The following is a 12,645-nucleotide window of genomic DNA, read 5'->3' as shown; positions in this document are numbered from 1 at the left end:
CCGCCCCACTTTCGATATCGGAGAATCCCGTGACAGCAGTGGCGTCTCATTCCGAAACATCGGGGACAGACTGGGATCCCCGCGACCCCGAGCTGCGGTTGTCGCAGTTGCTGGACACCGATTCGATCGTCGCGCTGTACGAGCGGGACGACAGCGGAGTGTTGGCGGTGCGCGGCCGTATAGGCGGCTCACCCGTCATCGCCTACTGCACCGACGGAACGGTCAAGGGTGGGGCGATGGGCAGTGCGGGTTGTTCCCGCATCGTCGCCGCGATCGACACCGCCGTGGCCGAGGAATGCCCGGTGCTGGGTGTGTGGCACTCCGGTGGCGCGCGCCTGCCCGAGGGCGCCGAGGCGCTGGACGCGGTCGGTCAGGTGTTCGCGGCGATGATCCGGGCCTCGGGGCGCGTTCCCCAGATCTCGGTGGTGGTGGGTCCCGCCGCGGGTGGCGCGGCCTACGGCCCGGCGCTGACGGACGTGGTCATCATGGCGCCGTCCGGACGGGTCTTCGTCACCGGGCCGGACGTGGTGCGCAGCGTGACCGGTGAGCAGATCGACCAGGAAGGGCTCGGCGGTGTGGACGCCCACGGCACCAAATCGGGCGTGGTGCACGTGGTCGCCTCGGACGAGCCGGACGCTTACGAGCGTGCCCGCCGGGTGACCGGTCTGCTGGCCGACCAGGGCGACTTCGATCTCGACACCGTCGGGACCGATGGTGAGGACCCGGGGGCGCTGCTGCCCGACACGGCGCGGCGGGCCTACGACGTCAAACCGGTGATCCGGCGAATTCTCGACACCGATGTCACCGGGGAAACCGTCTTCGAGGAACTGCAGGCCGAGTGGGCGCCGAACATGGTCACCGGCCTGGGCAGGCTCGGTGGACGGGCAGTGGGCGTACTGGCCAACAATCCGATCCGCAAGGGTGGCTGTCTGGACTCGCTGTCCGCCGAGAAGGCGGCCCGTTTCGTGCGAATGTGCGACGCGTTCGGTGTCCCCCTGGTGGTGCTGGTCGACGTACCCGGCTATCTGCCGGGCGTGGACCAGGAATGGGGCGGGGTGGTGCGCCGCGGCGCCAAGCTGCTGCACGCCTTCGGCGAGGCGGCCGTCCCGAGCGTCACTCTGATAACGCGCAAGTCCTACGGCGGTGCCTACATCGCCATGAACGCCCGCTCGCTGGGCGCGGGCACCGTGCTGGCCTGGCCGGATGCCGAGATCGCGGTAATGGGAGCTCGGGCGGCAGTGGGAGTGTTGCACCGCAAGGAAATCGCGGCCGCTCCCGAGGAGGAGCGGGAGGCGTTGCAGGACCGGCTGGCCGAGGAGCACCAGCGGATCTCGGGTGGTGTCGAGCGTGCCAAGGCGATCGGTGTGGTCGACGAGGTGATCGACCCCGGCGATACCCGTGCACGGCTGGCTCGGGCCCTGGACGAGTCCGAACCGCGACGTGGTTCCCACGGCAACATCCCGTTGTGAGTGCTCACAGAGGTTTTCCACTCGGGTTGTTCCGCTCGGGGGCGTCGAGCCACTCACTCGACGGAACCTTCCGCCAGCTCTCGCTCCGGGGATCCGAACCGGACAGCGACGAGACGGGACGGACGGCGCCGATCAGTTCTCGGCGCAGCGCCGCGGCAACGAACTGTCCGGCAGTCCCTGCCCCAGCCGTAATCCTTCCGCTGTGGGAACGATCCGGTAGACGACCCGCCAGCGCAGACACTTCGCGGGCAGGGATTTCGGCGCGTCGGCGGGATCCTGCGTACTGACGAAGGTCATGATCACCCGCATCGTGGCCTCTGGCCCGGGAACGAGCCGGCGGATCACGACCGTGCCGTCGTCGGTGCTGCGGTACTCCTGCTGCCACTGCTCGAAGGGCTGGTTGATCCGCTTGGCACGGACGACGGTGTTGCGCCACTGGTAGTACTTGTTCTCGTTGATCGCGTCGAAGTGCTCCTGCAGCAGTTGCTGCACGGCCTCGGCATCCGGATGCCGCCGAGCCCCCTCGCTCAGGGCGACCCTTCCGGTGCCGGGAGGCTCGCCCTCCGGAGTGGGTGCCGCGGAACTCTCGGGGGTCGGTTCGACACGTTGCGCCACATCGCCGTAGACGTTCCGTGCGAACAGGCCGGCGACGACCGCACCTACCAGCGCCACGGCGGTGACCGGAAGCGCCCACAACAACAGCCCTCGCTCGGAGGGCGCGGATTTCGACGGCACACCACGAGCGTGCCATACAGGAGAATCACCGCTCGATCCACACCGACACGCGCGGGAGCCTCCCGCGCGGGACCTCCCGCTCACGAGCGGCCGAGAGGAACCACCGGGCGCCTTCGGGGCGGCGTCGATTTCTCGCGAAATCGCCGGGTCAGGGCGGTGGTGCTGCCCCAAGCTCTGTCAATTTCCCACGAAATTGTCGGTTACGGGGTGGGGCGGATGATGCCTCGTTGGATGGCGGTGGTGATCGCCGCGGTGCGGTTGTCCACCCCGAGCTTGTCGAAGATGTGCACCAGGTGCGTCTTGACGGTCGCCTCACTGATGAACAGCTCCCGGGAGAGCCCCCGGTTGGACAGTCCCTGTCCGAGCATCCGGAGTATCTCCACCTCGCGCGGGCTCAACGCTTCCTCGGGACCGCGCAGCCTCTCGAACAGCCGGGCGGCGACGTTCGGGCCGAGCGCGGTTTCGCCCCGCGCGGCCGAACGAACCGCCTGGGCGAGCTGCTCCGGTGGGGAGTCCTTGAGCATGTACCCGGTCGCTCCGGCCTCCACCGCGGCCAGAATGTCGGCGTCGGTATCGTAGACGGTGAGTACCAGCACGGCGGGTGGATCCGGCAGGGCCGTTATCCGCCCGGTGGCGGTGACACCGTCCATGCCGCCCCCCATGCGCAAATCCATCAGCACCACGTCCACGCTGGTGCCCGCGAGCACGTCCAAAGCCGCACGCCCGTCGTCCGCTTCGGCCGCGACCAGCATGTCGGCGCGTTCGTCGAACATGGCGCGAAGCCCGCGGCGGACGACGGGATGGTCGTCGACCAGCAGCAACCGCAACGGCTCGTTCACCGGCTCTCCTCCTCCCGCAACGGAAGTCTGATCGCCACGGCGGTTCCGCTTCCGGTGCTTTCCAGTTCGAACACACCGCCCAACCGCTCGATCCGCTCACGCAGCGATCGCAGCCCGAAGCCGCTGCCGTCCGGGCGCGGAGCACGCGAAGACGCCGGGTCGAAACCGGCACCGTCGTCATAGACGTCCAGTGTGACCTCGGTGCGCAGGTATCCGAGCGTGACGGTCGCCGAGTCGGCCCCGGCATGCTGCACCACGTTGGCCAGACTCGCCTGAGCGGCGCGCAGCAGGGCCACCTCGTAATCGGCGGGCAGCCCGAGGGCGGTTCCGTCCAGTCTCAACCGACAACGCAGTCCGGACTCACGCTCGACGCGCTCACACAACCTCCGCAGCGCATCGGCGAGCCCGGCTTCGTTCAACGCGGGTGGGCCGAGCTCGCTGACCAGTCCGCGCGCCTCGGCGAGATTCTCTGAGACGGTGTCGCGGGCCTCGACGAGATGCCCACGCGCGGTGGTCGAACCGGCGGGCAACGCGGCCTCGGCAGCGCGCAGTAGCAGCACGACGCTGGAAAGCCCCTGCGCGATCGTGTCGTGAATCTCGCCCGCGAGGCGTTCCCGCTCGGCGGCCACGCCTGCTTCGTGCTGGGAGACGGCCAGTTGGGAGCGCGTCCGGCGCAGGTCCTCGATCAGCAGACGGCGCTGCTGACTCTCGCGGTGAACGGCCGCGTACCCCCAGGCCACGAGGACCGCGAATCCGGCCCCCAGACTAGGCCCCAGGACCATGGCGACACTGAAATCCTCGGCGTGTGCCAGCTGGGTGGCGACCACGAGCCCGGTCACCACGACCACGGCAACGACGGCGTGCGGACCTCGCAGCAGGTGCATGTGCAGGAAGAACAGCGGGAAGGCGATCCAGGAGAAGTCCGGGCTGACAGCCAGCAAGGCGGCCCACAGCGCCGTCACGCAGGCGAGCCAGAGCAGGGCGGCCCGCCGGTTGTGGGCAACGCGGCGAGGTAGCGCTCCCATCGAGTAGAGCACCGCCAGCGCGAGCACCCCGAACAGCGCGAGCATCATGACGCCTCGGGGCCGGTCGGTGGCGAACAACCGGGCGGTGGCGACCACGAGAAGCAGGTAGAAACCTGTGTGCAACGCCGTACGCAGCACACGCAGCACCACGGAGTCACTGGGGTCGTGCCCGGTCAACGACTCGTTCCCTCCCATTTCGGCAGCTTAGCGGTTCGTGGCACGTGGGTGCTCCCGAAACCAGTCTCCACACGCCTGCCCTGGAAGGGCATCAATCGTTCGATTGACTTTCGCCTCGATCGAACGACACCCGGATATCGATCCCGATGTCGATGGCAACGCGGCGTGGGACGGCGAGAGTGAGTGACAGTCCCCGGCCGCCGAACGGCGCCGCGGGTAGTGCAGGACAACCACCAGGAAAGAAGTGATCCGTGTTCGTCGCCATCCGAGACATCCGCTTCGCCAGGGGGCGATTCGCGCTGATGGGTTCGGTCGTTGTGCTGATCACTCTGCTGATCGTGCTCCTCTCCGGGCTCACCTCTGGGCTGGCCGATCGTTCGGTATCAGCCGTGAGAAACCTTCCCGCCACACATCTCGTGTTCGGTGGGGCGGGAAACGAACAACCGGAGAAGTCCTTCGCGGACAGCACGGTGACCTCGGGGCAACGCGCTGTCTGGGAAGACACGCCAGGTGTGCGGCGAGTGACCCCGTTGGGGATAACGACCACCCGGGTAGGGACCCCGGTCGGGGCCGAGGCGAGTGCCACCGTATTCGGCCTGCCACCGGAAGCGCCCTCAGCCCCGGCAGAAACATCCGACTCGACCGTGGTGATCAGCCGTTCCCTCGCCGAGGAACAGCGGTTGCACACCGGTGATCGGCTGTCGACCGCGGCGGGTGAGCTGCGGGTGAGGGCGATCACCTCGGACGAGTTCTACAGCCACACCCCGGTAATTTGGACCACATTGGACACTTGGCGGGAGCTGCGTACCGCGCGGGGCTCGGGAGCGGAAACGCCACTCGCCACGGTTCTGACCGTCGAGGCGGCACCGGAGGCGCGGCTGTCCGAGGCCGATTCGGCCGCGAACACGCTCTCGGCAACCGTCGGGGGCAGCCTGGAAGCGGTCGGCTCGTTCTCCTCCGAGAACGGTTCGCTGCTGATGATGCAGCTGCTGCTGTACGCCATCTCGGCGCTGGTGATCGGCGCGTTCCTGAGCGTGTGGACGATTCAACGCAGCGGTGACGTCGCGGTGCTCAAGGCACTCGGCGGATCCACCGGCTACCTGCTGCGCGACGCGCTCGCCCAGTCGCTGATCGTGCTGCTGGTCGGGGCGGGTCTCGGCGGAGCGGTGGGCAGCGCGGTGGGCAGCGCGGCGGGCGAAGTGGTGCCGTTCGAACTGACCGTAAGCACGACGCTGGTGCCGGTGCTGTTGATGATCGCACTCGGCATGGTCGGGGCGGCACTGGCCGTACGCCGCATAACTTCCGTGGAACCACTGACAGCGTTGGGAGCTGGACGATGAGTCTGAGGCTGCGAGGGATCGGGCTGACCTATCCCGACGGGGAACGAACGGTGCACGCGCTGGAGGAGGTCTCGTTACGGGTCGATCCCGGCGAACTGCTGGCGGTGACCGGACCTTCGGGATCGGGCAAGTCGAGTCTGCTCGCCGTGGCGGCGGGTCTTGTCCGCCCCACGGCGGGTTCGGTCCACGTGGGCGAAACGGATATCACCGGCTTGCGCGCTGCGACGTTGAGCAGATTGCGGCTGAACCGGATCGGAATCGTGTTCCAACAGCACAACCTCGTGGCGTCGCTGACGGCAGCCGAGCAATTGCAGGTCACCGAGCACATGCGGGGGCGTTCCGCGCGGAAGGCACGTGACAGGGCGGTCCAGCTGCTGGCCACGGTAGGCCTGTCGGGGAAACAGCATCGCAGGCCGAACAGGCTCTCCGGCGGGGAGAGACAACGGGTCAACATCGCACGGGCCTTGACGGCCCGTCCCGAGGTACTGCTGGTGGACGAGCCGACCGCGGCCCTGGACCAGGAGCGCGGTGCGCGAATCGTGGAACTGCTCCGAGAGGTGGCCGGGGAGTACGGTGTCGCCACCGTGCTGGTCACGCACGACACCCAGCACCTGGCGCGTGCGGACCGGACTGTGGCGATACGTGACGGAAAACTGTCGGAGTGAGGAACTCGCGACCGGACGTGGAGCCGGGACGAGGCGTCGGGGCTCAGGAACGCTTTTACACGTTTCCTGAAGGGTCAGCCGACACTGTGCAACCACTCGACGGGCGGACCCTCCCCGGCCCCCCGATACGGCTCCAGCGCCTCGTCCCAGTTGGTTCCCAACAGCTCGCTCACCCGATGCCGCATACTGTCCGCGTCCTGACACTCGGCGACCAGGGTGCGCAGTTGGTCCTCGGCGACCACGATGTCGCCGTTCGCACCGGTCCGGGCCCGCCACAGCCCCAGTTCCGGGACGTGGCAGAACCGTTCGCCGTCCGCTCCGGGGCTGGGATCCTCGGTGATTTCGAAACGCAGTATCGGCCATGTGCACAACACTCCGGCCAACCGTGCGGCGGTTCCGGGATCGGCGTACCAGATGTGCTCCGCGCGAAGCTGTCCGGGCGCGGCGGGCTGTGCGGTCCAGCGGAACCCGCAATGGGTATCGAGCACGCTCGCGATCGCCCACTCGACGTGCGGGCAGACCGCACCGGGTGACGAGTGGATATAGACAACACCGCTTGTATGGTCACACGTGCTCACTGCTGCCCTCCGCTTGTGCCACGAGGGACGTTCTTCCGCCACGACCTCGGAGCGAAGTACGACTCCGTCAGTCGATCACAAGCGACGGGTTTACGCACGCTTCACCAAGAGGCACCTTCCCCCGAAGAGATTCGTCCGCAGTGGACCTTCCGGGACGGCACCTCCCGCTCCGGAAACCACCAGGCGGAATCGAAATCGCACTTCGGAGGGCATCAACACGACCTCGTGCCGATGTCTCGGAACCGGCGTAGCCGACAGTGTCACCGTACTGCCCGCGAGGGCTGATACCACTCGAAAGGGGACAATCGCGGTAAATGTCGCTCCCATGGCGCAACCCCGTGATCCGCCCGGGCGGTACCGGTTCAGAGCCCGTAGCGCTCCAGCAGCCGCAGCCAGATCTCGCTCAGGGTGGGAAACGCCGGTACCGCGTGCCACAGTCGTGACAGCGGAACCTCTCCGACGATCGCGATCGTCGCCGCGTGCAGTAGTTCGGCAACGTCCTGGCCGACGAACACGGCTCCCAACAGCACCTGGTGCCGTTCGTCGATCACGAATCGAGCCCTGCCCCGATAGCCGTCGGCACGGAGTTCCGCACCGGCCGCGGCCATGTCCAGCTCCACGGTGCGCACCCGGTGACCGTCCTGTTCGGCCCGCTCCGGACTGTAACCGATCTGGGCCACTTCGGGATCGGTGAAGATCACCGTGGGGACGGCGTGCCTGTTGGCCGAGGTCATGTACCGACCGAACGCCTCGGTGGTGACGTGTCTGCCCTTGGCCCTTGCGACGAGGACGTCCGCGACCACCCGTGCCGCGTACTTGGCCTGGTGAGTGAGTTGGGCCTGCCCGGTGACGTCCCCCGCTGCGTAGAGCCAACCGCCGGGAACCCCTCTGACCTCGCCGTGTTCGTTGACGTCCACGGCGCCGTCCTCGTGGATCCCCACGGACTCCAGCCCGAGATGCCCGGTGGCGGGGCGACGCCCGGTGGCGAGCAACAATCGCTCGGCCGATACCTCGGTACCGTCGGCCAGTTCCAGCGTCACCCTCCCCTCGGTACTCGCCACCCCGTGCACCACGGCATCGGAGTACAGTCGCACCCCGTCGGCACGCAGGGCCTCCCCCACCAGCTCCCCGGCGAAATCCGGGGCCGAAGGCAGCGGGCGGGGACCGCTCTCGACCATCCGCACGTGCGTTCCCAGCCGGGCCCAGGCCTGCGCGAGCTCCACCCCCACCACTCCGGCTCCCAGCACGGCCAGGCTCTCCGGAGCTCGTTCGGCGGAGGTGGCATCACGCGAATCCCAGAAGTCGACCTGGTCGAGACCGGGAATCGGAGGACGCACGGGCACGCTGCCGGTGGCGAGGACGACCGCGTTACCCGCGTAGAGCGAAAAGGTCGTGCCGTCCGGATCACGCACCATGACCTCCCTGCTGCCCGCGAGCCACCCCGAACCGCGGAACAGCACCACCCCGGACTCGCGTACCCAGTCGACCTGCCTCCGGTCATCCCACTGATCGACGAACGAATCGCGTCTGCGCAAGGTGCCGGAAACATCGGTATCGCCCGTGACGGCCTGCCGCGCCCCGTCCACCCGACGAGCGGCGGTAACGGCGTGACCGGAGCGCAACAGCGCCTTGCTGGGCATGCAGGCCCAGAAGGAGCACTCCCCGCCGATCCGTTCGCGCTCCACGAGAGCCACCGAGAATCCATCGGCCGCGGCACGGCTCGCCACGTTCTCCCCGGCGGGACCACCCCCCACGACCACGACGTCGTACGCGTATCCGCCGGACTCGGAAACGGCCTCACCGGAGTCGGCACCTGTAGCAGCCATACCGGTCAGGGCAATACATCACGGGAACGACGGCAACCGGAAAGCCGTCCGAACGGACCGTCACAGGCTCCTTCCGACGCTTCGGAGCCGACTCCCGATGCTTCTGGACCGGCGCCCGGAGCGGAACCGCCGAGAGGGTTCGCCGAGCGAAAACCGGAAGTCCCCGCGAACCGATCGCTTCCGCCCCGGCGGCTCTCAACGAGCCACCCTGCTCCACCCACCGACACCGGGAGTGTGCTCGCCGTCGTACTCGGTGCTCAGTATCCGAGGAGTACGGGTCAGATAGGGGTGGAACAACCGGAAAACCAAGACAGCGGGCGCGTAGAGCGGCACGACCGCGGACAGCGTGGCCGCCGTGACTCCGGCGCGGAACACATCGGCGGGCAGTAACCGAGGATAGCGGTCCACGAACCGGCTGTTGGCGAGCGAGATCGTCCACAGCACGAGTACGAATCCGACCAAGGCCCCCACCGCGATGATCACGGAGGGCTGGTACCCCAGCCGCTGCGATCCCAGCATGACCGCGATCCACCCCAACAGCGCGGGCAGCTGGCCACGCTCGGTGGTGGCCGCCCACAGCAGCCCACCGAAGACCGCGAGTACCGCCCCGGCACTCTCCCAGGCCCGCACAACCCGGTCACTCCAGGCGATATCGGGGACACCGATCCGTTCCAGCAGGCCACGCCACACCTCCACGGCCGAAGGCGCGGTCTCCGGAGCCAGGAACTGCCCGCCGATCCAACACAACGTCCACATCGAAACCACGAACGCGACCAGACGTTGCCAGTACGGTCTGCTGCCCACGACACTGCACAACCTGAGTACTTCCCACCAGTGCGCCCGCACGAGGATGACACCTCCGCCGATCGAATTCGCTGCACCACGCTGATCGTCACCGCCCGCGGGGCGCCGGGTCCATTGCCCGATCGGCGGCGTGTCCCGAACGCGTTGGGTAATCGGAGCGACCCGCTCCTCCTCGGGCCGGTAACGCCAGTGCGGCCTGGCACCACCAACCGCGTTAACCGCTCCCATCGATCCGCGTTTTGCCCGGTCACATCGCCGGAGAACTCGTCACATGACCGAGGGCACCGAGGTGCAGTCCCGATGCGAAGCACAGCGTCCGATCACGGACTCGGCCCCCGTGCCGTCGACCAACCACATGTCCCCGCGCGAGGTCGCCACCAGTATCCGCTCCGTGGAGTCCGTGGACACGCGTATGTCCTCGGTGGCACCGAGCGGATGATCGAGGCCGAAGTGGACTCCCCCACCGAGCCGAGTGCCCGTAGCCGGGTCGATCGTGGTGATGCGGACGGCCTCGGGCACGGCACATTCGGTGGGTCGAAGCACGGCGAGTCCGGCCGACGTCCACGCCGTACGGAGCGGTCCGCACCCGACCTCGAAGGTGTCGACCCGAGCGGCGCTGTCGCCACCCGCGGGAATCACCCGCAGTGTCGGCGGCTCGCTGCTCGTTCGATCGCGTACGACGAGCGCCAGCCGTCCCGAACGGTCGAGTGCCAGATCCCGCACCACCAGATCGGCGGACAGCGTGATCCGCCGGGTGGTGTTCCGCGAAACCAGCGAGACCCGGTTTCCGCTCGCCACCGCGAGCCTGCCCTCGGACGTGTCGATGGCGGTTACCTCGTCGCCCGGCACCACACCCCACATCCGCCGGAACGTGCCGTTCGCGCCCGACCGCAGCACCCCGCCGTCGGCAGTGGCCGCGTAAACGTGCTCCTCACCCCTGGCCAGCGCCGTGACCTCGGTGCCGGGCCTGCCGAACTCCTGACGCACCTCACCGGTTTCCAACATCACGGAAACGAGTGTTCCGTCGGCGAGCTGAGCGACGTAGCTGCCCGAGGCCGTTCCGACCGGTATCGTTGGAGGACTCCGGTCGACAACGAACACGAGCATCAGCAACAGCGCGGCGGTGGTGGCGGCAACGGCCCCGGTCACCCCGAGGGCCCTTCGCACGCCGGTACGCCTGCGACTTCCGGCGAGTACACGCGGCAGGGCCGTGGCGGACGGTTCCACATCGACGACGAGCGCGTGCAGTCCGTTACGCACCAGCTCCTCGTCGGAACTCTCGTCGGGGGCCGCGGTGTCCGACTCCGTCACACGCGCTCCCTCAGCAAACTCGACAATCGCGAGACTCCTCGGGAACAGTAGGCCTTGACCGCGCCCGGGGTCACTTTCATTATCTTCGCGGTGTAGACCTCGCTGAAGTCGGCGTAGTAACGCAGCACGACCGCTTCCCGCTGTCTGGGAGGCAGTCGGGCGATCGCGTCGGCCAGCACCGTGCGGTCGACACCGTGTACACTCTCGTCCGGACCGGACTCACGTTGTACCAGTCGGTGCTGGTATTTCCGTGACACCTGCCGCCTGCGCAGCAGCGAACGGGACTTGTTGAGCACCGTCCGCCGCAGGAAGGCCAACGCCTTGTCCCGGTCGCGTAGCCGAGCGCGGGAATCGAACACCCGCATGAACGCGTCCTGCACCACGTCCTCCGCGGCCGGGCCGTCGTCGACGAGCAGCACGGCCATACGCAGCAGCCGGGAATAGTGCTCATGGTAGAGATCGGTCAGTTCGGCGGTCGACTCATCCATGCGGAGCAGCCCGTCCGACCGTGCGGCGGGTGCGGAGATGATCGAAGGGGCGCGAAAGGCACGACACTCGCGCCCGCCGTGCGGGTCCAATCGCGCGTAAATCCTCCCGACCGATCACCACGACGCCCTCTACCACACTCGAAAACGGCGAACCCGACACCACGTCGGAGTGACACTTTGATCTTACCCGTTCGGGGAATACTGTCCGACGGTTGTCGGTGTTTCCCCACAAGGACAGATGCTGTGGGGTATATCCACGGATGTCCATCGTTACCCCGCACGACTTCCGGTTGGGAGGAAGGCGCAGTCACGAGCGCCCTGTGAATCTTATGAAGTTCGGTATCTCCACATTCGTCACCGACGAAGGAATAGACCCGGCGGAGCTCGGCGAGGCCACCGAGCTCCGTGGTTTCGACGCACTGTTCCTCGCCGAGCACAGCCACATCCCCGCGAGCAGGAAAACGCCCTATCCCGGCGGCGGTGACCTGCCGAGACACTACTACCGGACCCTGGACCCGTTCGTGTGCCTCACCGCCGCCGCGGTGAGCACCAGACACCTGTTGTTGGGAACGGGAATCGCGCTGATGATCCAGCGGGATCCGATCCACACCGCCAAGGAGACGGCCAGTCTGGACCGCGTCTCGGGTGGCAGGGCGATCCTGGGCGTGGGAGCCGGTTGGAACCGCGAGGAGATGCGCAATCACGGCACCGATCCGGGCCACCGTGGTGCGCTGATGAACGAACGCATCCGCGCCATCAGGGCGCTGTGGACTCAGGAGGAGGCGGAGTTCCACGGCGATCACGTGGACCTCGAGCCCTCGTACTGCTGGCCGAAACCGGCGCAGTCGCCGCATCCGCCCATCTACGTGGGCGGGGAGAGCGAACGCTCGGTCGAGCGCGTCGCCGAGTACGGCGGCGGTTGGCTTCCCAGGTCGGGAGCCGAGAACCTGGCGAAACAGATCGAGCACGTCCGCGAACGCGCGGGATGGCGGGTTCCGGTGACGCTGTACGCGGCGGCCGACGATCCGGCGGCGGTGGAACAACACGCCCACGCGGGCGTGGACCGGATCCTGTTCTACCTCCCCACCGAACCTCGCGACACCACGTTGCGTTACCTGGACCAGTTCGCCGAATCGGCCAGGAAATCCCAGCGTTAGAGGCGTCCGAGCACGCCGAACCGACCGCGCCGTGGCACCGGACTCGGGCGTGGAGTGTGGTTCGGTGTGCTCCGACCCACCGACGAATTCCGAACAAAAGCCTCAACGAGACTAAACCACGTTTACCGAACGCCCATACACATCACGCCACCGGTACGAACCGGCACTCCCCGAAGTCCACACAATTTTCCGCGCGATCGCACGCGAGAACATACTCGCAGCACAGTGGGC

Annotated in this window: 12 protein-coding genes; 4 read left to right on the top strand and 8 right to left on the bottom strand. The window is 67.7% G+C overall.

The window, feature by feature from the left end:
* Positions 1–29 precede the first annotated feature (29 nt).
* A complete protein-coding gene (locus ACOQFL_RS12105; RefSeq protein ID WP_435544222.1) occupies positions 30–1,469 on the top strand; it encodes an acyl-CoA carboxylase subunit beta in 1,440 nt (479 codons plus the stop codon).
* A 132-nt stretch (positions 1,470–1,601) separates the two neighbouring features.
* Here the strand turns inward: ACOQFL_RS12105 and ACOQFL_RS12100 are convergent, their stop codons facing one another.
* The 3 genes from ACOQFL_RS12100 to ACOQFL_RS12090 form a co-directional block, all read right to left on the bottom strand.
* Positions 1,602–2,204 (bottom strand): hypothetical protein, encoded by a 603-nt coding sequence (locus ACOQFL_RS12100; RefSeq protein WP_435544221.1) that lies wholly within the window; start codon positions 2,202–2,204, stop codon positions 1,602–1,604.
* A 200-nt stretch (positions 2,205–2,404) separates the two neighbouring features.
* Positions 2,405–3,043 (bottom strand): response regulator, encoded by a 639-nt coding sequence (locus ACOQFL_RS12095; RefSeq protein ID WP_435544220.1) that lies wholly within the window; start codon positions 3,041–3,043, stop codon positions 2,405–2,407.
* Positions 3,040–4,263, bottom strand: a complete 1,224-nt coding sequence (locus ACOQFL_RS12090) for a sensor histidine kinase (RefSeq protein ID WP_435544219.1) — start codon at positions 4,261–4,263, stop codon at positions 3,040–3,042. Before ACOQFL_RS12090 ends, ACOQFL_RS12095 begins: the two co-directional genes overlap by 4 nt.
* 233 nt (positions 4,264–4,496) lie before the next feature.
* On the opposite strand from ACOQFL_RS12090, the gene ACOQFL_RS12085 reads away from it, so the two are divergent.
* Positions 4,497–5,585 carry an ABC transporter permease gene (locus ACOQFL_RS12085; RefSeq protein ID WP_435544218.1) on the top strand — a complete coding sequence of 363 codons (1,089 nt, stop codon included), beginning with the start codon at positions 4,497–4,499 and terminating at the stop codon, positions 5,583–5,585.
* Entirely contained in the window at positions 5,582–6,250 is a 669-nt protein-coding gene (locus tag ACOQFL_RS12080; RefSeq protein WP_435544217.1) for an ABC transporter ATP-binding protein, read from the top strand. Before ACOQFL_RS12085 ends, ACOQFL_RS12080 begins: the two co-directional genes overlap by 4 nt.
* 74 nt (positions 6,251–6,324) lie before the next feature.
* Here ACOQFL_RS12080 and ACOQFL_RS12075 read toward each other — a convergent pair whose 3' ends face one another.
* The 5 genes from ACOQFL_RS12075 to ACOQFL_RS12055 all read right to left on the bottom strand — a co-directional run bounded on the left by ACOQFL_RS12075 (position 6,325) and on the right by ACOQFL_RS12055 (position 11,257).
* The gene (locus ACOQFL_RS12075) at positions 6,325–6,828 is read right to left on the bottom strand and encodes a DUF3145 domain-containing protein (RefSeq protein ID WP_435544216.1); all 504 of its coding nucleotides are present in this window, start codon (positions 6,826–6,828) and stop codon (positions 6,325–6,327) included.
* Positions 6,829–7,190: 362 nt separating this feature from the next.
* A complete protein-coding gene (locus ACOQFL_RS12070; RefSeq protein ID WP_435544215.1) occupies positions 7,191–8,654 on the bottom strand; it encodes a dihydrolipoyl dehydrogenase family protein in 1,464 nt (487 codons plus the stop codon).
* Between the two features lie 195 nt (positions 8,655–8,849).
* On the bottom strand, positions 8,850–9,686 hold the full coding sequence (locus ACOQFL_RS12065) for a hypothetical protein (protein ID WP_435544214.1): 837 nt from the start codon (positions 9,684–9,686) through the stop codon (positions 8,850–8,852).
* Between the two features lie 39 nt (positions 9,687–9,725).
* Positions 9,726–10,769, bottom strand: a complete 1,044-nt coding sequence (locus tag ACOQFL_RS12060; protein WP_435544213.1) for a hypothetical protein — start codon at positions 10,767–10,769, stop codon at positions 9,726–9,728.
* Positions 10,766–11,257 carry a SigE family RNA polymerase sigma factor gene (locus ACOQFL_RS12055; RefSeq protein WP_435544212.1) on the bottom strand — a complete coding sequence of 164 codons (492 nt, stop codon included), beginning with the start codon at positions 11,255–11,257 and terminating at the stop codon, positions 10,766–10,768. The genes ACOQFL_RS12060 and ACOQFL_RS12055 overlap by 4 nt, the downstream gene beginning before the upstream one ends.
* Positions 11,258–11,586: 329 nt before the next feature.
* On the opposite strand from ACOQFL_RS12055, the gene ACOQFL_RS12050 reads away from it, so the two are divergent.
* Positions 11,587–12,414 (top strand): LLM class F420-dependent oxidoreductase, encoded by an 828-nt coding sequence (locus ACOQFL_RS12050; RefSeq protein ID WP_435544294.1) that lies wholly within the window; start codon positions 11,587–11,589, stop codon positions 12,412–12,414.
* Positions 12,415–12,645: the final 231 nt, after the last annotated feature.

It is taken from the genome of Actinopolyspora sabaoui, assembly GCF_051225635.1.
Taxonomy (GTDB): Bacteria; Actinomycetota; Actinomycetes; order Mycobacteriales; family Pseudonocardiaceae; genus Actinopolyspora.
Note: the sequence above shows the minus strand (reverse complement) of the source record. Positions and strands in the feature narration are given on the sequence as shown.

Excerpts from the sequence above, each read along its gene's own strand:
- ACOQFL_RS12090 (WP_435544219.1), bottom strand. The coding sequence starts at position 4,263 with ATGGGAGGGAACGAGTCGTTGACCGGGCACGACCCCAGTGACTCCGTG.
- ACOQFL_RS12080 (WP_435544217.1), top strand. The coding sequence starts at position 5,582 with ATGAGTCTGAGGCTGCGAGGGATCGGGCTGACCTATCCCGACGGGGAA.
- ACOQFL_RS12070 (WP_435544215.1), bottom strand. The coding sequence starts at position 8,654 with ATGGCTGCTACAGGTGCCGACTCCGGTGAGGCCGTTTCCGAGTCCGGC.
- ACOQFL_RS12065 (WP_435544214.1), bottom strand. The coding sequence starts at position 9,686 with ATGGGAGCGGTTAACGCGGTTGGTGGTGCCAGGCCGCACTGGCGTTAC.
- ACOQFL_RS12055 (WP_435544212.1), bottom strand. The coding sequence starts at position 11,257 with ATGGATGAGTCGACCGCCGAACTGACCGATCTCTACCATGAGCACTAT.
- ACOQFL_RS12050 (WP_435544294.1), top strand. The coding sequence starts at position 11,587 with ATGAAGTTCGGTATCTCCACATTCGTCACCGACGAAGGAATAGACCCG.